Raw genomic sequence first — 20,929 nt, 5'->3', positions numbered from 1 at the left:
TACAGGCGCAGCGTTACCGCCGCGCTCTGGGGTAGTTTGGCTGTGGTGCGATCGGGCGAGCCGCCGACCTCAGCTGACCAACAGGAGGTCAAATCATGCCCATAGCCAGTATTAACCCCGCCACCGGAGCGGTGCTGAAGGAGTTTGAAGCCCTCAGCGAGGCCGAAATTGAGCAAAAGCTCGCCCTGGCCGCTCAAACCTTCGCCGCCTATCGGCAGACAACCTTTGACCAGCGGGCCACCTGGCTGCGCCAGGCCGCCCAGGTGCTGGACGACAACAAAGCCGCCTACGCCAAAATGATGACCCTGGAGATGGGCAAACCCCTGGCGGGGGCCGTGGCTGAAGTGGAAAAAAGCGCCCTGGTGTGCCGCTACTACGCCGACCATGGAGCCGAGTTTTTGGCCGACGAACCCGCCAGTACAGACGCCAGCCGCAGCTTTGTGCGCTACCAGCCCCTGGGGCCAGTGCTGGCGGTAATGCCGTGGAACTTTCCGTTTTGGCAGGTGTTTCGCTTTGCTGCTCCGGCGCTGATGGCGGGCAATGTGGGGCTGCTCAAGCACGCCTCCAACGTGCCCCAGTGCGCCCTGGCGATCGAGGAAATTTTTCAGAAGGCGGGGCTGCCGAAGGGGGCGTTTCAAACCCTGCTGATTGGCGGCGATCGCATTGCCCAGCTGGTTACCGACGACCGCATCAAAGCCGCCACCCTGACCGGCAGCGAGCCCGCCGGAGCCAGCCTGGCCGCCGCCTGCGGTCAGCAGATCAAAAAAACGGTGCTGGAGCTGGGCGGCAGCGATCCGTTTATCGTCATGCCCAGCGCCGATCTGGAGGGGGCGATCGCCACCGCCGCCACCGCCCGCATGCTCAACAACGGCCAGTCGTGCATTGCCGCCAAGCGATTTATCGTCCACGAATCCATTGCCGAGCGGTTTGAGCAGGGCCTGACCGAAAAATTTGCCGCCCTCGTCGTCGGCAACCCCCTCGACGAGGGCGTTACCGTGGGGCCGATGTCCACCCCCGACATTGCCGCCGAGCTAGAGCAGCAGGTCAGCGCCTGCCTGGCAGCGGGGGGAACCGCCTTAATTGGTGGCAACACCGCCGCCCTCAAGGCCCAGCTGCCTGCTGAGCTGCAAGATGGCAACTGGTTTCCGCCCACTATTCTCGCCGCCCTGCCCCCCGGCACCCCCGCCGACCAGGAGGAGTTCTTCGGCCCGGTGGCGCTGGTGTTCCGAGTCGCCAATCTCGACGAGGCGATTCAGCGGGCCAATGACATTCCCTTTGGGCTGGGGGCCAGCGGCTGGAGCCAGGATGCTGCCGAGCAGGAACGGATGATGGCCGAGCTAGAGGCCGGGGCAGTCTTTATTAACGGTTTAGTGAAGTCTGACCCACGCCTACCCTTTGGCGGAATCAAGCGCTCAGGATACGGAAGAGAGCTAGGTCGCCAGGGCATTCACGAGTTTGTCAACGTCAAAAGTGTGTGGGTTAAATAGCCCGCTAGATCACCTGATTTCTACCTGATAAACCGTTTGATCGCCTGCCATTCACCTCTGTTTCTCGACTATCTACACCCCCAAATCACGCTATGAATACCGCCGAATTGCTTGTCCAGTGCCTTGAGAATGAAGGCGTCGAATATATCTTTGGTCTGCCGGGAGAAGAAAACCTCCAGCTCCTCCAGGCCCTCAAGCGCTCCTCCATTCAGTTCATCACCACCCGCCACGAGCAGGGGGCGGCCTTTATGGCCGATGTCTACGGGCGGCTGACCGGCAAGGCTGGGGTGTGCCTATCAACCCTGGGGCCAGGGGCGACAAATTTAATGACCGGCGTAGCCGACGCCACCCTCGATCGCGCTCCGCTAGTCGCCATTACTGGCCAGGTGGGCACCGATCGCATGCACATTGAGTCGCACCAGTACCTCGACCTGGTGGCGATGTTTGCCCCCGTTACCAAGTGGAACGCCCAGATTGTGCGGCCCAGCAACACCCCCGAAATTGTCCGCAAGGCCTTCAAGCTGGCCCAGTCTGAAAAGCCCGGCGCCGTCCACATCGACCTGCCCGAAAACATTGCCGAAATGGAGGTGACGGGCCTGGCCCTGCGCAAAGACAGCAAAGAAAAGACCTACGCCTCTCTCCAGAGCATTCAGCAGGCGGCGATCGCCATTTCCCAGGCCAGCAACCCGATGATTTTGGTCGGCAACGGGGCCATTCGCGCCAGCGCCAGCGAGGCCCTGACCGAGTTTGCCACTCAGCTCAACATTCCGGTCGCCAATACCTTCATGGGCAAGGGCGTGATTCCCTATACCCACCCCCTGGCGCTGTGGTCGCTGGGCCTACAGCAGCGCGACTACATCACCTGCGCCATGGAGCAGACCGATCTGATCATTGCGGTGGGCTACGACCTGATTGAATATTCGCCCAAGAAGTGGAACCCCGACGGCAAGCTGCCCATTCTGCACATCAACCTCACCCAGGCCGAAATCGACAGCAGCTACATTCCCAAGGTGGAAGTAATTGGCGACATTTCTGACTCCCTGGAGGAAATTCTCAAGCGGGTGAAGCGCCAGGGCCACCCCGAACCCATTAGCCTCAAGGTGCGGGACGAAATTCGCGCCGACTACGAGCAGTACGCCGACGACTACGGCTTTCCAATCAAGCCCCAAAAGCTGATCTACGACCTGCGCCAGGTGCTGGCCCCCGAAGACATTGTGATTTCTGACGTGGGGGCCCACAAGATGTGGATGGCCCGCAACTACCACTGTCTGCGCCCTAACACCTGCCTGATTTCCAACGGCTTTGCGGCCATGGGCATTGCCCTGCCGGGGGCGCTGGCGGCTAAGCTGGTGCACCCCAACCGCAAGGTGGTGGCGGTCACGGGCGACGGCGGCTTTATGATGAACTGCCAGGAGCTAGAAACGGCCCTGCGGGTGGGCACGCCCTTTGTCACCATCATCTTCAATGACGGCGGCTACGGGCTGATCGAGTGGAAGCAGATGAACTACTACGGCGAGTCAACCTATATTCACTTCACCAACCCCGACTTTGTCAAACTGGCCGAGGCCATGGGCCTGAAGGGCTACCGCATTGAGGCAACCGAAGACTTTATCCCCACCCTGAAAACGGCTCTGGAGGACAATGTGCCCGCCGTGATCGACTGCCCCGTGGACTACCGCGAAAACCTGCTGTTTAGCCAGAAGGCGGGCGATCTGAGCTGTCTGATCTAGGTCGTTTTGCGGTTGAAGGCAGCCTTGCCTGGCCCAGCGCTCATCGGGCTGGGCCTAAACCCATTCCAAAATTGCCCGGTTGATGGGGCAGCAACCCTGAAAACCTAAGTGTCTACGCTGAGGCGCGAGGTTTTTATGGTGCTCAATTTAGCGAAATCGCCGTTGGCCTGGAGTATTGGCGGCGTGGGGGCGATCGCGATCGCCCTGATTGGCCTCTCCTACTTGCGCCAGGGCAGCGCCTCTGTGCCTGAATCTGAGCCAGCCCCTAGCCACAGTTTGGCGTCGCCGTGGCAGCAGGGCACCGACCTGGGCTGGCAGGCGGCGGTGGCGGCCCAAACGGCCCAAACCAAAGTCGACTGGCAGCGGGTAGCCGACCTGTGGGGGCAGGCGATCGCCGCCCTAGAGCGCATCCCCACCGATGCCCCCAACTACGCCGAGGCCCAGGCCAAAGCCCAGGACTATCGCGGCAATCGGGCGATCGCCAGCGATCGCCAGGCCAAGGCCAATTCTACCCCTAAGCCCCCTACCGCCAGCGATCTGCAAACAGCGCTGGCCGCCAGCGAATCGGCTTTTACCTTTACCCCCGGACCCGCCAACCGCACCGTAGGGCACTCCGCCGATGGCCTAGCCACCGTGGAGCTGACGGGCGATCGGGCCACCCTGGTGTTACCCCGCCGCGCAAATAGTACTTCTCTGACTATGGCCCAGGTGGTCTACGCCAGCCAGTTTTTGGCCCTGACCGCCCCAGAGGCAGCGGCTCAGCCGTGGCTGCTGGAGGGTTTGCGGGCCGCCCAGAGCGATCGCCCCCGCCCCCTGCCCGCCAGTGCTCCCATCACCCTCAGCACCGATCCTGAGGCCCTTTCCATCAGCGTTGTCACAGAGCCTTAGAGCGCTCGGCGTTGCCCAGACTGTTTTGGCCCGACCAGGTAAACCGTTCCCCCGAGCGAATAAAATTAAAGCGTAGGGAACGTAGCCGTTCCAGGTTTCTCCATCTCCAGTCAGGTAATTTATGAGAGCGTATCGGGCCGCCGCCGTACAGATGACCAGTGTGCCAGATTTGGCCAAAAACTTGGCCCAGGCCGAAGAGCTAATTGACCTAGCCACGCGCCAGGGAGCAGAACTGGTCAGCCTGCCCGAAAATTTCTCGTTTTTGGGCGACGAAGCGGCCAAAATTGCCCAGGCCGACATCATTAGCCAGGCCAGCGAGGCCTTTCTCAAAACCATGGCCCAGCGCTACCAGGTCACCCTGATTGGCGGCGGCTATCCGGTTCCGGCCAAGGAAGGCAAAGTCTTTAACACCGCGCTGCTGGTCTCCCCCGAAGGCCAGGAGCTATTGCGCTACGAAAAAGTTCACCTGTTCGATGTCAATCTGCCCGACGGCAACACCTACCGCGAGTCAAACACGGTTATTTCTGGCCACCTATTGCCCGATGTGTTTCCCTCCAAGCCCTTTGGCATTTTGGGGCTATCGGTGTGCTACGACGTGCGCTTTCCAGAGCTGTACCGCCACCTGTCGCAGCAGGGGGCCGAGGTTTTAGTCGTGCCCGCCGCCTTTACCGAGTTCACCGGCAAAGACCACTGGCAGGTGCTGCTGCAGGCCCGCGCCATCGAAAATACCTGCTACGTGATTGCCCCGGCCCAAACCGGCTTCCACAACTCTCGCCGTCAGTCCCACGGGCACGCCATGATTATTGATCCCTGGGGCATGGTACTGGCCGATGCTGGGGTTGAAAAAGGCGTCGCGATCGCCGAAATCAATCCCGACCGCATCGCCCAGGTGCGCCGCCAGATGCCGTCTTTAGCCCACCGGGTCTTTCCCTAGGGCAACTGACAGAGACTAAAAGGATAGCTGGAACGATCCTCCTGAACTCTTTACGGGGAGAAATCTCATGTACATTGTATGGGACGAGTTGTAGCGGTCTGCATGGCATATTGGATGAGTGCCCTCATCGGCAGCGACCTGATTAATCTTTCAATCCCTTTGTCTCCCTTCACATCTGGCCTTATACCGTGGCTTGCGCAAGTGTCGGAAGCAGACGCAGATGCGGAGCTAGAGCCCCTGGTGCTGGCCAGCGTGCTGCTGAGCCTGATTGTGATATACCTAGCCGCTAAGATTGGCGGTGAGCTCTGTACCCGCATCAACCTGCCCGCCGTACTAGGAGAGCTGGTGGGAGGCGTGATTGTCGGCGTCTCGGCCATGCACCTGATTGTGTTTCCCGAGGGTGGCAGCGAAGTGCAGTCGCTCCTGATGAATCTGGTAGGCATGACGGCTGGCCAGTCGCCGGAGGGCTTGCTGAAGGTCTTTCAGGGGGAGAGCGAGGTCATTTCCATCCTGGCTGAGCTGGGGGTGATTATCCTGCTGTTTGAAATCGGCCTAGAATCTGACCTCAAAGAGCTGATTCGCGTGGGTCCCCAGGCCGCCATGGTAGCCGTTGTGGGGGTCGTAGTTCCCTTTGCCGCTGGCACTGCGGGGCTGATTGCGATCTTCGGCATCGACACTATCCCGGCCGTGTTTGCTGGAGCCGCGTTAACCGCTACCAGTATTGGCATTACCGCCAAGGTGCTGGCAGAAATGCAGCAGCTTAGCTCTAAGGAAGGCCAAATTATCATTGGCGCTGCCGTGCTCGACGACGTGCTCGGCATCATTGTGCTGGCCGTGGTTGCCAGCCTAGCTAAAACTGGCGAAATCGAAATCCTCAATGTGGTGTACCTGATCGCTGGGGCAGCGGCATTTTTGGTGGGTTCAATTCTGGTTGGCCGCCTGCTTAGCCCCTACTTTGTCATGGTGGTCGATCAGATGAATACCCGTGGGCAGGTACTCATCAGCTCGCTGATTTTTGCCTTTGTGCTGGCCTACATCGCCGCAGCCATTCAGCTTGAGGCCATTTTGGGTGCCTTTGCGGCGGGCCTCATTTTAGCCGAAACCACAAAGCATAAGGAGCTGGAAGAGCAAATCAGCCCCATTGCTGACATGCTAGTGCCGATCTTTTTTATTACCGTAGGAGCGCGCACTGATTTAAGCGTGCTCAATCCCCTGGAACCGGCCAACCGGGCTGGGCTAATCATTGCCTCATTCTTGGTGGTGGTGGCCATTTTGGGCAAGGTAGTAGCGGGTTTTGCCATCTTTGGTCAACCTGGCATAAACCGCCTGGCGGTCGGGGTCGGCATGATTCCACGGGGCGAGGTAGGCTTAGTGTTCGCCGGGGTGGGGGCTGCTAGTGGGGTACTCACTGAATCTCTTGATGCAGCCATCATTGTCATGGTCATTTTCACCACGTTCTTGGCCCCGCCTTTGCTGCGAGTAGTGTTTAAAGATGACGAAGATGCGCTTAAGCCTGCGGCTGAGATCGCCACTGCTGAGGAGGTAGAGTCTACCCCAGAGGCGTCTTGAAGATTATAAAGCAGGGCAGCGACATTGCTATACTGAGTATGCCTTTGCTGGTGTAGCTCAGTTGGTAGAGCAGCTGATTTGTAATCAGCCGGTCGCAAGTTCGAGTCTTGTCACCAGCTTATCCCCAAACCCCCTGAAACTGCTTGGTTTCAGGGGGTTTGCTTTTTCAGGCAAGCCGCCTGAGGGGGAACCCATGTACTAAAAATATGTAAAGATCGGGGAGGGTTAGCCAAGTTTGGGTGTAAATTGGGTGTAAATCGGGTGTAAGACAACCACTGTTCTGGCGAGGTGTCTCCCATGTACTCCAGTACCCCCACTGGTAAGGCTTCCAAGGGTTCGGTTAAGGTCATTAGTTCCCACAACCGGCTACAGCTCCGATTCCGCTTTGGTGCCAAGCGGCACTATGTCTCCATTGGCTTGTCCGATACCCCCACAAACCGAAAGCTCGCAGAAATGAAGGCTCGCGAGATGGAGCTGGATATGCTCTCCGGGCACTTCGATGAATCTCTGGCGAAGTACAAGGCCGGGCCGTCGTTGAGCATCGACTCACCAGACATTACACCCGTTCTTACACCCAAACTCTCAGCCCTCTGGCAGCAGTATGTAGCAGCGAGGGAGAAGGGGAAGTCTCCAGCCACCATCCGTATGTACGGCTGGGTCGCTAATCATCTCGACCGGTGCCCGCATAAACATCCTGAGGAGTCGCAGCTCATCTTTGACTGGATGAATGGGCACGTGCCTGCCGACTCCACAAAGCGTCTCATGATGCACCTGTCATCGTGCTGTCGATGGGCCAAAAAAGCTGGACTCCTAAATCTGGCTGATCCTTTTGATGGAATGCAGGCTGAGGTGAAACTTAAAAAAGCGGGCACTGAGGAAGAAGAGATAAACCCTTTTACCCGTGATGAGCGCAACCGCATCATTGCTGCCTTTGAGACAAACCGTTACTACAGTTACTACGCTCCCCTGATGCAGTTCCTATTTCTCACTGGGTGCCGTCCATCTGAAGCACTCGCCCTCTACTGGAAGCATATCGGGAAATCAATGATTACCTTTGAGCAGGCGCTCATCTACGACGGCAGAGGCCTCGTCTTAAAAGAAGGGCTTAAAACCCAGAAGGCCCGAAAATTCCCCATTAACGCCCAGCTTCAGTCGCTGCTGGAGGGGATCAAGCCAGATGGGGCAAAGCCCAAGGAGCTGGTGTTCCCCAGCCCCAAAGGGAAGTACATCGACTGGGGTAACTTCACCACAAGAGGGTGGGCGGCTGTCCTGGCTACTCTGCCCGATATTGAATATCGAAACCCGTACCAGACAAGACACACCTTCTGTAGTTTGTGCCGGGAGGCTGACATCCCCAGCATCCAGATCGCGAAGTGGGTAGGAAATTCAGCTGAGATGATTGATCGCGTTTACGCAAAACCAACTGACCATATCCAGGTGCCTGAGCTGTGACCTAATATGTGAAAGTTGGAAGGATTCGGGCTTAATCAATGACAACATCCAGAGAAAGAGATATTGATAATCCAATAACCTTTCTCTGTAGATAAAAGTTAGAAAGGAATATCTCCATAGGTTGGATTGGATTGAGTCGTGACTGGAGGAGGTGGAACTTCCTCGCCTCTTATTCTTTCTCCCATAACACTGGCAATTTCATCTAATCTCTCTGATATTTCTAATATCTCTTTCCGATTGACATCGTCACCATTTTTATCGAGCGAAGATGCTATTGTTCGCAGGTCTGACGAGACTGAACCAAGCATTATTGGCAGATGCTCTCGCTCATCGCGTTCCAATCTTCTTTTCCTTTCTTCATACTCAGCAACCGCGCCATCATCTTCAGGGAAATCTTCATAATCAGTTGGCTCGTTGGGGCCGTAGATAACCTCTTTTAGGTCACGGTGAAACTCATCATCAGTCATTTTACCTATTCTCCCCTGGTCACGCTGGTATAGGTCTAAGCTCGATCCTGTTCACAGGGTACCCTGAGGACTTCTTAGCTTTCAGTAAAGATTTTAAGTTCGTAGATCACAACCACCGAGAACAGGGCTCGCTGAACTTAGCTTTGAGCCTTTGAATCTTTAGTTTCATTCCCTTCTTCAAGTTGCTCCAGCCGTTCTCGAATGAGAACGCGGAGTTTTGCTGCAAGCGGTAGCTCTGTCCAAGCCACATCATCCCGGCAGGTCTCGACTCGTTCTCGAATATCGCTGACATCAACAGAGATGCGATCGCGCTGGCTCACAAAGCATCAACCCTAGTACGGCTCTACCCCCCATGGTATCCCTGGGCTATGAGAGGAAAGCGTTTGATGCCGATAGAATCACTTGGCATCCAATTGATGCCACTATGTTATCATGACGCGCAAGGCGATACGCCTTAACCTCTGGCCATGGGTGAGGAGAAATAGGCCAGTTCGGGATCCTGTGTTCGTTTGTCATTCCCACGTTTTTCCAGGAGGAATTCCCATGTCTGGTTCCCAGCAGCTCTCAACGCTTTTTGTTCCGTGCAACAGTGGCATGTGCCCAGCGCTCTACAGCGATGAGCAAGGCCGGATGTTCGTCCAAGGTAGTCGCCTAAGCGGTGTAGCCCGAGACGGTGTCACCCTCGCTGACCATGAGGATGTGGTTGAACTAACCCCAGAGCTCATTGCGTTTATTCGTGGTTAATGTTTGAAAAGCCCTGATTGTCGGGTGGCTCCCCATTACTCTGGGGGGCCACTTTTTCTTGGGCGGTGCTCGCTGGCGGAAGTAACTCTGCTTCTACAAATTGGCGAAAGTCTTCTGAATGAACGTCGCTAACTCGCGCCCAGTGTTGGCACACGGTCCGGTAGCGAAACAGCGATCGCGCATCGCGCTTAAATCCCTCAAAATGGGTATCGCTGATAATTCTGTTCTTGAAATTGATGTAACCGATCAGCACTTGGTTGATCAGAAACTCTGAGATTTTCTCAATTTCCCATGTCTTCCTATCGAGACTGTTGGCCCTGGTGAAACTCTCCAATAGCGGTGGGTTGTTGAGGATGCCGAAGAAAAGCTCCCGATGGGCACTGACGATATCTCCTTGGGCCACGCTGTAGCTATTGGCAGCTTGATGCTGAACCTGCTCCACTAAGATTTTCAGAGTGGCCCGAGTCGTAAACCACAATAGGATATTCGCCACTGTGGCAATGAATGTGATCGCCACCATAAGTAGGTCAGCCAAGATGCCGGGTTCGATACCACTGCTCATTATGCTCGTTCTGGTCATAGAGCGTTCTTGGCCTCAAAGGTAGATCAATGAGTTGATGCGTCAATAAAAAATCTCTTGAACCCAGGTCTTGTCGGTTCGTATGCTTTCTCCCGAAACCGATAGCCATGGGTAGACGGTGCTTATGCATGGGGCAGAAACCATGCAGGGCAAGTGCCAACGGTTTTAACCAAAGGTTCTCCATGCCCTCTGTGGACGTTGATATCTACGGAGGAAGTTTTCCCGTGACCCAAGGCGAAAGTGAGTATCGACTGACTGAGAGCGATCTCTATCAGTTCACCGGAACATCTCAGTGGTACCCTCATCCACTGGGGCTTTTGTATACAGATGGAGTGTTGTACCTGGCTGAGCGGGGAGGTGCTTACTGGTTGCTGGATGCGATCGCATCTTGGCAGTTCGATCCGCGAATCAGGGATGATCGCATGCTTCAGCAGATTCAGTTCTGGAAGCTGGCGGTAAATCTAGATCGCTCGGCACTACTCATCTGCGAGCGCGATTCAGATGATGTAGCTGTCACTCAGGAGATCCCATTTACAGATTTTCCGCTCCAATCAGTTACTATCTACTGTCACGGAGGAGTGCTCTTGCTACCATCTGAATATTAGCTGCGAGGCTTTGTCAGGGTGTATCGAGATGTGTAGGGGCATGGACGGAAGGTTTTCGGACGTGACCCCTGCATGATTTGTACTATGTTCATGTTGGCTTTTTGAGCAGTTACAGAGCAAGCCAAGCAATGGAAGGCCAGGCGAGCGGTGCTCAAACGTACGAGGGATTATATATCCCCTGGTGCCCTGTGCTTATGAGTGAAGCGCTTAACTGGGTTCAGAAAAACCTAGGGTACCTAGACCAGCTGCTGTAAGTTGAACCGCTATCGACGGTTGAATAAGGACTATGAGGTTTACACCGAGACCAGCGAAGCCATGATTTATGGGGCACTCATTCGTCTCATGCTATGACGCAAAGCAGCTTAAGATCTGCTTCAGAAATCAGCTCTCAGCCTAATTGAATTTTATAACAGCTTCATTTCAAGCAGACTTAACTAAACCCAGAAAACCCATCCTATTAATGCCAATTTGCCCTAAGGGGATTTCTCTAGTTGATGCAAATTCATTTTCAACTGATATGATTCGTATGAGGTGGGAAGTGTCTGGGGTACAGCTTAGTGGTGCAGAAAACTTTTTTGAGTCTCATGATGGACGGCACATGCGGCCAAAATGGCCTCTGAAACCCATTGCCTTCGTTCGATCTCTTGAGAAATCCCAAATCTGCTGTCTCGGCGAAAATCCTTTATCCATAAGGATTTCAGGAGTTTTCTACACCACTAAGGGGGTGCAGTCGTATTCGACTGATAATCATTGATATGATAAACCTGCGCTAGCCTCTCATCATGAAGCGTTTCCTTACAGCATTTCTCGCACTCATTGTGCTTTCCCTTGCTACGCTATTGCCGATGGTTGCTTTTTCTAAGCCAGCAATAGCCATAGAGGTAGCTCCGCCAAAAGTTCTTTACCGAGTCCAAGGTAGCTTCGATTTAAGACCTTCTCCTAAAGAAGCTACACGCTCCTATGATCGCCTTCTTGCTCCAGGAGATGGAGAGAGCAATCTCTTTGAAGAACCGTTTCGACAAGCCTCCTCCATAGTGCAGGTGTCTGAAAATTCCTACGAACTTTCGCAAAAAGCAAAGGTACTTGATGAAGGTGGTTCTTTCCTCGATTATTTTGTTTGCACCGGTGGGGATTGGTTCTGGAAAGTTGGTGTTAATGACGCTGTAGACGTGTTTTTACTCGATGGAATCGGCAAGTATTCTGTTACACAAGAACATCAAGCACGTCACACGGTTGATGTTTCAGGAAGGGTATTTGGTACGGGAACCAACAATTCTAGCTATTTTCAGAAAGATGGGCGAAACCAGCAAGAATATGGGGAATCAAGTTGGAGTTATAAACGTGTATATGAAGGAGAAATTCAAGGGAAATGTTCCATAACATTTCCTGAGTATCCTGGTGCTCACTATTGCAAAGTAGCTAACTATTTTGCGGGATCTGGCTCTGACTTTTACTACCCATTCTGCTATGGTTCCGATGTTCGTGGTTCTGTGCTTACTGAATCAAAAGTTGTTGTTCAAGTTTCATTCCAAAGCCGAGAGCCAGAGCCAGGTGCCGAGGATTGCCTAGAAGCTCCTGATCGGCGAACAGGCAACTACAAGTACAACTGGCCTGACCCAATAGCGACTCGTGGGTATCCACTGCGAAACGATATTCATCTCAACACGCAGGTAGTTGAAAGCGATCGTCCTATGGGGAATGCGACATTCTCCTACGATATACATCTACGTAATGAGACATGGCGCGATCGCACACAGCATCTTCTCTTAATAGATGGAGACGGCTCTCGGCTCGACTATGGTGATCCGGGCGGCTCCCTTGCACCACCCACAGACGCTTATGGACAACTGATCAAAGTTGGTGAGAAATATGAACTACGTAATGCTGGAGCTCCTGACAATGTAGAACGTGCAGGAAATTTCACCTATAGGTTTGGTAAGTCTGGAAACCTTCAGAAAATTGTAGATCCCGCAGGTAATGAACAGGTTCTAAACTACACCAACAATCAGCTGAGCAATGTTGCCGATACCAACACCAAGAGGCAAGTTCAATTTAGCTGGCAGGGTAACAAGATCGTCGAGGTGAATGAGAATGGTGGAGGTGCTATTACTAGACTCTCATACACTCCTCAAGGCCTTCTTGCCAAAATTGATGCGAGAAATAGTGATGGGAGTCGGGCAAGCGTGATTGGATTTTCCTATGATGCTCGCGGCTTATTAACCGCGATCGTTGAGGATGAAAACCCCGATTCAACCTTGTCATTCTCCTATGACATAGGTCGGTCTAATAACCTTGATATCGACGTTCCCTTAGCAAACATTACAACTCGAACGAAGACAACGGGGCTTAGGTACAACCAAACTGCTTCTGACGGCTATGCCCGTCGAACTATTCAAACGAACGCGAAAGGAGGAACTACTTTCTTTGACTTCACAGCAAAGGGAGATGTAGGACGAATCATCACTCCTTCTTTCGCAGGAGCAGGAGAACCATCAGTCTTCACCCTTGAGTACGACAATAAACATAATCCAACCCGTATTTCAGATGGTGCCACAACAACCATCTTTACCTACAACGACCTCGGGCTAATTACTGAAGTATCGCAAGGAGGCGCATTCCAACGGTTTACATACCAAGGAGTTAATCCGCTTCGGATTGAAGACAATCGTGGGATCCTTTTTCAATACGCCTACGAAAATGCCGCTTTTCCTCATAACCCTACCAAGATCACCGATGGCTCTGGTGCGTCGTGGCAATTTACCTATAACAAGTTTGGGCAAGTAACAGAAGTTCGTCCACCAAACGGTTCAGCTCAAGGAGTAACACGGATTGACTATAACGAACGAGGAACATTCCTTGGGTTACCACGACGAGTAACCGATGGCAGTGGTAAGGCCACGTTGTTTGACAGTTATTCAAAGCTTGGCGACCTCCTCATCTGGAGAGATACCACTGAAAGCCCAACCGTATCCTCCAAAATTGATGCACTTCACCGAGAAATAGCGCGTACTTTTGGAGATGGAAGTTCCTATCAACGGCTTTATCAGGGGCAAGACCTTGATCAAACTATTGATGAGCTGGGGACTCGCTATGCCTATGAGTTCTGTAAGGCATGTGGAGGATTGAAACGGATCTCAGGACCGCTGGGATGGTCACTCTCGTTCCTTCGAGATAGCGATGACGATGTAACCAAATTTATCGATGCGAGAGGTAACGAGACACGCTATGGCTTTGGTTCAGCCCGTGAACTTGCTCGAATGATTTACCCAGACGGCTCTGAAGAAACCTATGCCTACGATAAGGCAGGACGTATTCGTTCTGTCACCAATAGCCGAGGGCAGGTGACGGCGTATACGTATGATGCTTTGGGGCAAGTGAAAACTATCAATCGTCCTGAAGGGACCACAACGTTCAGATATGCGGCTGACGGGTTAGTTGAGTCAGTTACAGATCTAACTGGCACTACACGCTACGGCTATGACGCGTCCCGTCGTATTACCTCTCTTACCTACGATTACACAACATCTGGTTTGACAATTCCCCAGGTACTGGAGGCAAAATACTTCCCAGATGGCTTACTCCAGGAACTCATCTGGAAAAGTGGAAATGCGATTGCGGCTTCCTGGCTCTATCAGTACGACGGAGCAGGAAGGCTTACCAGGGTCACTAACAATTTTAACGAATCTACTCGCTTCAAGTATGACAGTAAAAAAAGATTGAGCGAGCAGAAAAACCAGAACAAGACGGTCACAACTTATACATATGATCCACAACGTAGCTGGCTAAGTTCCATTATTCATCAACTTCCTGGAGGTGAAGCAGCTCAGCCCCTCTCATTCTCAATGCAGCGAGACAAAACCGGAAAAATCACTGAGGTGCAATCACCGGGTTCTTCCTCGATTCGCTATCAATACGATGAACTTTACCGAGTGACGCGTGAAGAGGGACCAGCAGGAACCCGTAGCTACGGGTATGATCTCGCTGGAAACCTGACAACACTTGATGGGCAACCCTTTGCCGTCTACGACGCTGCTAACAAAATCTCTAACCTGGCTGGTGCAACAGTTGCCTATGATGCTGATGGCAACCTGACCCAACTGCAAGACGAACAGTTTGTTTGGGATTCCAAAAGCAAGCTGATACAGCGAACCATTGAGAACCAGGTTATCCGGTATGGCTATAACGAGGACGGCTTACGGATTTCGCGGGAGGAGGGAAATCAGAAACGCTTCTTTGTATTTTTCGGTGATCTTCTGCTTGGTGAAGTAACCAAGGAAGGAGTGCCTCAACGTATTTACACCTGGGGTGCCAATGGGCTTGTTTCTTTAAGACACTTGCCTGAGAAGCAGAGCTACTGGGTAGGGAGTGGACCACGCGCAGAATCTGCGATGGTGACTGACCGACGAGGAAAAGTTGTTGCAGCTTATCAGTATGAGGCGTACGGGAAAATTACAAAGGAAACAGAAAGCATAGGCAACCCCTTTAAATTTGTTGGACAGTTTGGCTGTTACACTGACCAACAGATTATGCTTTGCGGGCAGCGATGGTATGAGACAGAGGTAAAACGGTGGTTAAGCCGTGATCCACTGGGATATGAAGGAAGTAAGAACTTATATTCTTATGTAGATGCTAATCCAATTAGTTTCTTTGATGATCTCGGAGATGAACCAAGGGATCCAAACAAATATCTCAAGCCAGGCACTTTTGCACAGGATTCTATTCCAGCCCCTGATACTTCAAGGGATTTTACGACTGAACAGCGACGCCAAATTAATGAAATTGGACGAAAATCAGGTTGTCATACTTGCGGGTCTAAAACTCCAGGAACCAAGCAAGGGAGCTTCATTCCCGATCATCAGCCTCCCAGTCAAGTTTACGATCCAGCCAGACATGGACCTCAAAGATTGTACCCTCAATGTTTGAACTGTAGCCGTATTCAAGGAGGGTATGTTCGCCAGATCATAAAGCGTGGATCTGGATTGTTCGGCATATTAGGATGTATTCTTTCATCAGATAACATATTTGATGAAGTTGAGCAGATAATGCAGCAAGCTCGTTGTGCACAGAATCCTAAAATCTGCGAAGTTATTTGAAACTTCAAAGGAAGACTTGTTATGGACTTTTGGCTTTATCAATACATGCGGTTTGTCAATGACGGTGGGCCATTATTGATTCTGCCTGATGAAGCACTAAGACTTTGGAAGGGAGGCGATGCTCGATCTAGTGCACAAGCAAGGAGTGAATTGATAGCGGCTACGGGCCGATATTCACAAACTGATTACGACGTGGCTTGTCAAACGGAAGATACAGTCTCACCATTAGATATTGATAGCTCTTGGGGACTTGTAATTGGAGCAGATGAGGATGTCCCCTCCAGTAGATGGGTACCTTTACTGTATAACAGAAAAATACTCTTTCTTGGTGTTTACAGCTTAGACCTAGCGCCATCACAAGAATTTCTAAACGCCGAAGTTGATCAAAGTGAAGGGTGGTTCTCACTTGGAAGATTTAATACAGAAAATAAGCGATTGAACCTTATTCACGCCGCCTCAAATGGAAGCGATGATTTGACCGAACCTTATGGAATTAAAAAGAATGCTTTCATTGGAAATAGGTTATGCTGCAAAGTTGACTCAGGTGAGTATGAAGTAGCATGGAAAGTTCTTCAAGATTTTCATTACTGCTTGCTCTTAGTACGTTTTATAGCCTTCTAAGTGTTCAAGCCAAAGAATATCGTAATTAAATTCACTCAATATTTTGTTGATCATAAAGTGGCATAGGTCTCATACAGAATTTGGCCGTGAAGCAGCACTGTAGGATAGAGGAATGGTAATCATGATACATCTTGAAAATTATTTCAATAGTGACGAACTTAAAGCTCTCTATCGAAGTAGTAATGCCCTTATAGGATCCTAGATATAAAATGATTTTAGGGACTGGAATACACAAGACTATCGTTACTCATAATCTACCCTTGCCCAGTCTTCGCTTATCCAGCAAGATATATCCTTTCTTCTTCTCCGACCGTATATCGCTGCTGAGCATAGGCCCCTAATTCCATATACAAGCGTTTCCAGTCGCAATGGCTAGAAACGCATAAATGAATTCTTCTATCCAGCCGTAGTGATGCCTCTTTTTGGTTTGGGAGTTTACTTTGTAGGTGTTGAGTTCTTTGATGAACGGTGCTTCTGCGCTTTTGGAGGTGCAGCAGATAAGGCCAGGGGGCGACCGCCGTCTAGTAGCTCTCCATCATCTCGTAGGTGACGTGGCCGCACAGTATTCCCCATCTCTCGTCCATAAGGCAGGTCAAGAAAGCATGTGTCTCGTCGTCGGCGATTCCCTCTTGGTGGTCGACGCAACCGCCAAAGGTGACGTTGGTGCTAAAGGTCAACGGTAACTGTTAATGGCAGACACCGGACTTACCTACTTTCTACTTTGTAGACTATTGGCCATAGTCTTGAACGTCCTGCAGGCGGCCCTAACAACGCAACATTAGGCGGCGTTACCGCTCCATGATTTCGCTAGGTGGTCGAGCGCCTCCTGGGCGCTTTCTCTGGCCACCCGCGAAGTGATTTTTTGGTACAGGAGCGTCGTCTGAATCTTCTCGTGGCCGAGCAGTGCCCGTAAGACTTCCAGTGGGACAATCTGGGCTCGCTCGGTGGCAAAGGTGTGGCGTAGGTCGTGGAATCGGGTGCCTGTGAGTGACTTGTACTGGTCGATCGCCTCTCTTAAGTCTCGGTACGCCATGGCGTAGGAAAGGGGACGCACCTGGCATGATCGCGTAAGTCGTTCGGTGAATAGCGCAGGGTAGGGGCTCTGGCGGTGCTGCTCGATATAGTCTTTGAGCGCACCGGCTGCCAGTTCCCCAAAGAAGCACAGCCGTTTTTTGTTGCCCTTGCCGATGACCTGAAATTGGCGCTCCACCAGGTCTATGTCTTTGAGCTTTAACGCCAGAATTTCCGCAATTCGAGCACCACTTTCATAAAGAAGCCACAGGAGCGCATTGAGTCGAGGATTGGTGCTTGCAGCACGCATCAGGGTGCGGAGCTGCTCCTGGGTTAGGTATTTCACAGCCTCGTCGCTTTTGTGCTCGTCCTTAGCCGGATCCGGCTTGCGGCGCTTGATAAGTGCTACCGGGTTTCTGTCCGTGTATTGTCTCTCCATGGCAAAGCGAAACAGCCGGTGAATAACGGTCTGGTGCAGTTGGTGGGTGCGAAAGCTTAGGTGGTTGAGGCCCCTCAAGTACGCCTCAACCTGCTGGCGGCTCGCCTGCTCCACCCAGGTGCTGCCGCACTGGGCGACAAACCCAGTAAGGATTCCTTCGTAGAGCTTTTTAGTCCTTGGGGAGAGATCGGGGCTGTCGAGCAGCTCACTGGCGACCCGCGCCAAGGTGTGAAGTGTGGCCATATACATCCCTATTGCTAGCGGCATCACTATGCCGTATGCGGAATGTGTCAACAAAAATGAGACAGAAACTAAAAACAAATTAGTGTGGAACCGCCTGGCTGTTAGGAGCTGCTATCGGTGGATTGATCCAAACGGCATTGGGCACCACGGGTGGAGTGGGCGGATGATGGACAAAGCGCTCAGGATGGGCGAGATAAGCCGTGTTTAAAACGGCTTGTCGTTGCTGAGTGACGACGTCAGCTTGGCCTGAATGCATCACCTCAGGGGTCAATAGACCAATGCCCCCATGATGATGGACTTGGTTATACCAGGCAAAGAAGTGTTGGCAAAAGGCCCTGGCATCTTCGATACAGCCAAACTGTGTGGGAAACGTGGGCTGATATTTCAAGGTTTTGAATTGCGCCTCCGAAAACGGATTGTCATTGGACACCTGGGGACGGCTATGGCTCTTGGTCACGCCCAGATCAGAGAGCAGGAACGCGACCGTCTTCGAGGTCATTGACGTACCCCGGTCAGCATGGAGCGTCAACTGCCCCGGCTCAATGGCCTGCTTCTGACAGGTGAGTCGAATCAAGCGCTCGGCCAACGCGCCCGATTCGCGATGCGCCACCATCCAGCCGACGACATAGCGACTGAAGACATCGAGAATCACATAGAGCTGAAAGTACGTCCATTTTTGGTGGCTACGGAGCTTTGTGATGTCCCAAGACCAGAGTTGATTGGGCGCGGTGGCCAACAGTTCTGGCTTGGTATACGTGGGATGCTGGCGTTGCTGACGCCGGTCTTGGGTCTCGCCATCAGCGGCCAACAGTCGATACATGGTCCGTATCGAACAGAGGTAGATGCCTTCATCCAAGAGCGTGGCGTAGACCTCAGCCACCGAACAATCCATAAATCGTTCTGAATTGAGCCAGGCTAACACCTGCTGCTGTTCTGCCACAGACAGGGAGCGCTGCGGTTTAGGTCGAACCTTAGGGGCAGACGGCGTGGACGGGCTACGCTGACGATACAGGGTGGCTCGACTGACGCCTAACGCCAGGCAAGCCGGGGCAACGCCCACGTCGAGCGCCAGGGTCTCAGCAGCACGGTTCAGTCGGGCTCGTCGCAATGGATAGGACTCAGAGAGATCCCCATTAACTGCGAAGCTTTTTTTTGGATATCGATGATCAGTTCGGCCTGCTGCATTTTGTGGCGCAGCTGTTGATTCTCTCGGCGCAATTGCGCCAGCTCTTGTTGAACCGGATGCGGAATTGTGGCTTTGCAGCCCCGCTTATTATCGGCCAGCGCTTGCAGTTGCCCCTGTTGTCGCTGGTTGCGCCAGGTACTCAACTGCGATGAGTACAGCCCTTCTCGTCGCAGTAAGGCCCCGATTTGACCCAGCTCAGTGCACCGATCTGCAGCTTGTACCATCTCGAGCTTATAAGCGGCGGTGAATTGACGGCGGACAGGTTTTTCTAGAACTTCGGGATCTAGACGGGCGGCTTTCCCATTGTTTTCAGGATTCAAGAGCTGCGATTGCATAGAGTCTGACATGCGGGATAACCGTTCCTTCTACTCTAATTGGGACTGGCTAAGCTGTCTCATCTATTGTTGTCACAGTGGGTATGTAGAGCGGAGTAGAAAGCGGAATTACTCCGCGCCTGGCGTTCTAACTCTCCCACCGCCATGGCAGCATCATCGCCTCTCGATATCAGCCCCCAGGGGGAACCACTCGGTGAGTATATGGCGCGAGTGCGGGAGGCCAGGCGCATGAACAAGACTGAGCTTGCCCGCCGCGCCCAGGTGCATCTCACTACGATCCTTCGACTGGAGAGCGGTCAGGTAAAGGGACAGAAGCTGAAAGGCTTGGTGCTGGCTCGGATCGCCACGGCGCTTCAGGTGCCGGTTGAGTATCTCCGGGCTGCTGGTTCGGGGACTGCGATCGAAATGTCACAGTCAAACAAGATCTGTCTCCGGTGCTGGGTGCCAGGCACTTCACCCGATAGTCGATGGGGGTTTGCTGATGCGAAGTTCTGTCTGCGGTGCGGGGAGGGGCTGGTGAGTACTTGTGCTTGTGGTGAGCTGGTGCTGCTCCGGGCAAAGTTTTGTCCGGAGTGTGGGAAAGGATATTGTGGACACTAATCATGGGTTGCACTGTCGAGCGCCTTTTACTCCAAAGGCCGCCAGTCGCCGGAGCCAATGAAGGCCGCCCAGTAGTAGGGATGACTGTAGTCTTCACTATGTAAAAACGCCAACTGGGTTTCCCTCAACGCGACATCACGGGGGGTGTCCGAGAGTAATATCTGGTAGTACGCCACCATCAGCTTTTGGGTCGCGTCATCGCTCACCTTCCACAGGCTGATCACCTGGCTCTGAGCACCGGCCAGCACCAAAGCCCGCCGCAAGCCGTACAGCCCCTCCCCCGTCGAGAGTGCTCCCAGCCCGGTCTGGCAGGCTGAGAGCACCACCAGTTGAGTCCCTCGCAGGTTCAACCCCGTCACCTCCAGGGCGGTGAGAATGCCGTCTTGGTCAGGCCCACTCTGACCATCAGCAGCCCCGGCCAAAATTAGCCCCGATTGCAGCAGCGGATTAGCAGCGTCCTCGGTAGGTTCAAAGAAGCCATGGGTGGCGATGTGCAAGATGCTGGGCTCAGCCTGCTGCTTGATGGCCGCTTCGGTGGCATTGGTTTGGGTATAAACTAAGGGGCTGGGGAGTAGGGGTGCAATCAGCTCTACCTCTACCTGAGTGCCCGGTAGCGCCGGAAAAATACGGTTCTCAAAATCAATGGCGCGGGTGGGGTCGTCATCGGTATCGGCCTGGGCCACTAGGGCTCCGGCAACTCCATAGGTGGGGTTGCCCATCAGCACCGCCAGGTTGTCGCTGGCCGCCGTATTGGCTATCCGCATCAGGTCACGTCCCGAGGTGAGGTAGCGGAACTGGTAGGTCTCAACCAGGTACTGGTTAGATTCATCCACCAGGGCTTCAAAGGGAATCAGGCTGAGGGCACCGTCAGGGGAGAGAAACACCGTTGTAGTACTGCCCAGTGCCGCTCGCACCGGGGCCATCACCAGCGCATCGAGTGCCTGG

Annotated in this window: 16 protein-coding genes, 1 tRNA gene and 2 pseudogenes; 12 read left to right on the top strand and 7 right to left on the bottom strand. The window is 53.1% G+C overall.

Annotated features, from left to right (window positions below):
• Window positions 1–95: 95 nt before the first annotated feature.
• The 7 genes from LEPTO7104_RS0117275 (at window position 96) to LEPTO7104_RS0117245 (ending at window position 8,060) form a co-directional block, all read left to right on the top strand.
• On the top strand, window positions 96–1,487 hold the full coding sequence (locus LEPTO7104_RS0117275) for an NAD-dependent succinate-semialdehyde dehydrogenase (protein WP_017299835.1): 1,392 nt from the start codon (window positions 96–98) through the stop codon (window positions 1,485–1,487).
• Between the two features lie 92 nt (window positions 1,488–1,579).
• On the top strand, window positions 1,580–3,217 hold the full coding sequence (locus tag LEPTO7104_RS0117270; protein ID WP_017299834.1) for an acetolactate synthase large subunit: 1,638 nt from the start codon (window positions 1,580–1,582) through the stop codon (window positions 3,215–3,217).
• Between the two features lie 135 nt (window positions 3,218–3,352).
• Window positions 3,353–4,105: a hypothetical protein gene (locus LEPTO7104_RS37095; RefSeq protein WP_017299833.1), complete on the top strand. Its 753-nt coding sequence runs from the start codon at window positions 3,353–3,355 to the stop codon at window positions 4,103–4,105.
• 121 nt (window positions 4,106–4,226) lie between these two features.
• Window positions 4,227–5,039 carry a carbon-nitrogen hydrolase family protein gene (locus LEPTO7104_RS0117260; protein WP_026072803.1) on the top strand — a complete coding sequence of 271 codons (813 nt, stop codon included), beginning with the start codon at window positions 4,227–4,229 and terminating at the stop codon, window positions 5,037–5,039.
• A 102-nt stretch (window positions 5,040–5,141) separates the two neighbouring features.
• Window positions 5,142–6,608 carry a cation:proton antiporter gene (locus LEPTO7104_RS0117255; RefSeq protein WP_083887088.1) on the top strand — a complete coding sequence of 489 codons (1,467 nt, stop codon included), beginning with the start codon at window positions 5,142–5,144 and terminating at the stop codon, window positions 6,606–6,608.
• A 46-nt stretch (window positions 6,609–6,654) separates the two neighbouring features.
• Window positions 6,655–6,727 (top strand) — tRNA-Thr (locus LEPTO7104_RS0117250).
• A 178-nt stretch (window positions 6,728–6,905) separates the two neighbouring features.
• Complete coding sequence (locus tag LEPTO7104_RS0117245) at window positions 6,906–8,060, top strand: site-specific integrase (RefSeq protein ID WP_017299830.1); 1,155 nt, start codon at window positions 6,906–6,908, stop codon at window positions 8,058–8,060.
• Between the two features lie 98 nt (window positions 8,061–8,158).
• Here LEPTO7104_RS0117245 and LEPTO7104_RS40220 read toward each other — a convergent pair whose 3' ends face one another.
• The 3 genes from LEPTO7104_RS40220 to LEPTO7104_RS0117230 all read right to left on the bottom strand — a co-directional run bounded on the left by LEPTO7104_RS40220 (window position 8,159) and on the right by LEPTO7104_RS0117230 (window position 9,851).
• Entirely contained in the window at window positions 8,159–8,527 is a 369-nt protein-coding gene (locus LEPTO7104_RS40220; protein WP_155523676.1) for a hypothetical protein, read from the bottom strand.
• Between the two features lie 137 nt (window positions 8,528–8,664).
• Complete coding sequence (locus LEPTO7104_RS0117235) at window positions 8,665–8,847, bottom strand: hypothetical protein (protein WP_155523675.1); 183 nt, start codon at window positions 8,845–8,847, stop codon at window positions 8,665–8,667.
• Window positions 8,848–9,257: 410 nt separating this feature from the next.
• Window positions 9,258–9,851, bottom strand: a complete 594-nt coding sequence (locus tag LEPTO7104_RS0117230; RefSeq protein WP_017299827.1) for a hypothetical protein — start codon at window positions 9,849–9,851, stop codon at window positions 9,258–9,260.
• Window positions 9,852–10,075: 224 nt separating this feature from the next.
• Between LEPTO7104_RS0117230 and LEPTO7104_RS0117225 the strand changes: the two genes are divergently transcribed.
• The 4 genes and pseudogenes from LEPTO7104_RS0117225 (at window position 10,076) to LEPTO7104_RS38435 (ending at window position 16,170) form a co-directional block, all read left to right on the top strand.
• Window positions 10,076–10,456, top strand: coding sequence for a DUF6876 family protein (locus tag LEPTO7104_RS0117225; RefSeq protein WP_225887005.1), 381 nt, complete (start codon window positions 10,076–10,078; stop codon window positions 10,454–10,456).
• A 255-nt stretch (window positions 10,457–10,711) separates the two neighbouring features.
• Window positions 10,712–10,807: pseudogene (locus tag LEPTO7104_RS40215) on the top strand (IS5/IS1182 family transposase); the annotation flags it as partial.
• 431 nt (window positions 10,808–11,238) lie between these two features.
• Window positions 11,239–15,549: an RHS repeat domain-containing protein gene (locus tag LEPTO7104_RS38440; RefSeq protein ID WP_083887087.1), complete on the top strand. Its 4,311-nt coding sequence runs from the start codon at window positions 11,239–11,241 to the stop codon at window positions 15,547–15,549.
• 21 nt (window positions 15,550–15,570) lie between these two features.
• A complete protein-coding gene (locus LEPTO7104_RS38435; RefSeq protein WP_071527274.1) occupies window positions 15,571–16,170 on the top strand; it encodes a hypothetical protein in 600 nt (199 codons plus the stop codon).
• A 524-nt stretch (window positions 16,171–16,694) separates the two neighbouring features.
• Here the strand turns inward: LEPTO7104_RS38435 and LEPTO7104_RS43680 are convergent.
• From LEPTO7104_RS43680 to LEPTO7104_RS0117180, 3 genes and pseudogenes are all read right to left on the bottom strand, one after another.
• A pseudogene (locus LEPTO7104_RS43680) lies at window positions 16,695–16,847 on the bottom strand (dihydrofolate reductase family protein); the annotation flags it as partial.
• Window positions 16,848–16,948: 101 nt separating this feature from the next.
• On the bottom strand, window positions 16,949–17,863 hold the full coding sequence (locus tag LEPTO7104_RS0117185) for a tyrosine-type recombinase/integrase (RefSeq protein ID WP_026072801.1): 915 nt from the start codon (window positions 17,861–17,863) through the stop codon (window positions 16,949–16,951).
• 79 nt (window positions 17,864–17,942) lie between these two features.
• A protein-coding gene (locus LEPTO7104_RS0117180; protein ID WP_225887004.1) for an IS3 family transposase occupies window positions 17,943–19,384 on the bottom strand; the annotation gives its coding sequence in 2 pieces (ribosomal slippage) (window positions 17,943–19,006 and window positions 19,006–19,384; 1,443 coding nt in all).
• Between the two features lie 144 nt (window positions 19,385–19,528).
• Here LEPTO7104_RS0117180 and LEPTO7104_RS43675 point away from each other — a divergent pair.
• Entirely contained in the window at window positions 19,529–19,984 is a 456-nt protein-coding gene (locus LEPTO7104_RS43675; protein ID WP_017299815.1) for a helix-turn-helix domain-containing protein, read from the top strand.
• Window positions 19,985–20,010: 26 nt separating this feature from the next.
• On the opposite strand, the gene LEPTO7104_RS34295 is transcribed toward LEPTO7104_RS43675, so the two are convergent.
• Window positions 20,011–20,929, bottom strand: a 919-nt coding sequence (locus tag LEPTO7104_RS34295) for a CHAT domain-containing protein (RefSeq protein ID WP_040695516.1), incomplete at its 5' end; no start/stop codon positions are given.

The organism is Nodosilinea nodulosa PCC 7104 (genome assembly GCF_000309385.1).
Lineage (GTDB): Bacteria > Cyanobacteriota > Cyanobacteriia > Phormidesmidales > Phormidesmidaceae > Nodosilinea > Nodosilinea nodulosa.
The sequence above is the reverse complement of the archived record's forward strand: the minus strand, read 5'-3'. Positions and strand labels throughout refer to the sequence as shown.

What these genes read in the sequence shown, in the direction of transcription:
- LEPTO7104_RS0117275 (WP_017299835.1), top strand. Translation starts at nt 96, where the DNA reads ATGCCCATAGCCAGTATTAACCCCGCCACCGGAGCGGTGCTGAAGGAG.
- LEPTO7104_RS0117270 (WP_017299834.1), top strand. Translation starts at nt 1,580, where the DNA reads ATGAATACCGCCGAATTGCTTGTCCAGTGCCTTGAGAATGAAGGCGTC.
- LEPTO7104_RS37095 (WP_017299833.1), top strand. Translation starts at nt 3,353, where the DNA reads ATGGTGCTCAATTTAGCGAAATCGCCGTTGGCCTGGAGTATTGGCGGC.
- LEPTO7104_RS0117260 (WP_026072803.1), top strand. Translation starts at nt 4,227, where the DNA reads ATGAGAGCGTATCGGGCCGCCGCCGTACAGATGACCAGTGTGCCAGAT.
- LEPTO7104_RS0117255 (WP_083887088.1), top strand. Translation starts at nt 5,142, where the DNA reads ATGGCATATTGGATGAGTGCCCTCATCGGCAGCGACCTGATTAATCTT.
- LEPTO7104_RS0117245 (WP_017299830.1), top strand. Translation starts at nt 6,906, where the DNA reads ATGTACTCCAGTACCCCCACTGGTAAGGCTTCCAAGGGTTCGGTTAAG.
- LEPTO7104_RS40220 (WP_155523676.1), bottom strand. Translation starts at nt 8,527, where the DNA reads ATGACTGATGATGAGTTTCACCGTGACCTAAAAGAGGTTATCTACGGC.
- LEPTO7104_RS0117230 (WP_017299827.1), bottom strand. Translation starts at nt 9,851, where the DNA reads ATGACCAGAACGAGCATAATGAGCAGTGGTATCGAACCCGGCATCTTG.
- LEPTO7104_RS38440 (WP_083887087.1), top strand. Translation starts at nt 11,239, where the DNA reads ATGAAGCGTTTCCTTACAGCATTTCTCGCACTCATTGTGCTTTCCCTT.
- LEPTO7104_RS38435 (WP_071527274.1), top strand. Translation starts at nt 15,571, where the DNA reads ATGGACTTTTGGCTTTATCAATACATGCGGTTTGTCAATGACGGTGGG.
- LEPTO7104_RS0117185 (WP_026072801.1), bottom strand. Translation starts at nt 17,863, where the DNA reads ATGGCCACACTTCACACCTTGGCGCGGGTCGCCAGTGAGCTGCTCGAC.
- LEPTO7104_RS43675 (WP_017299815.1), top strand. Translation starts at nt 19,529, where the DNA reads ATGGCAGCATCATCGCCTCTCGATATCAGCCCCCAGGGGGAACCACTC.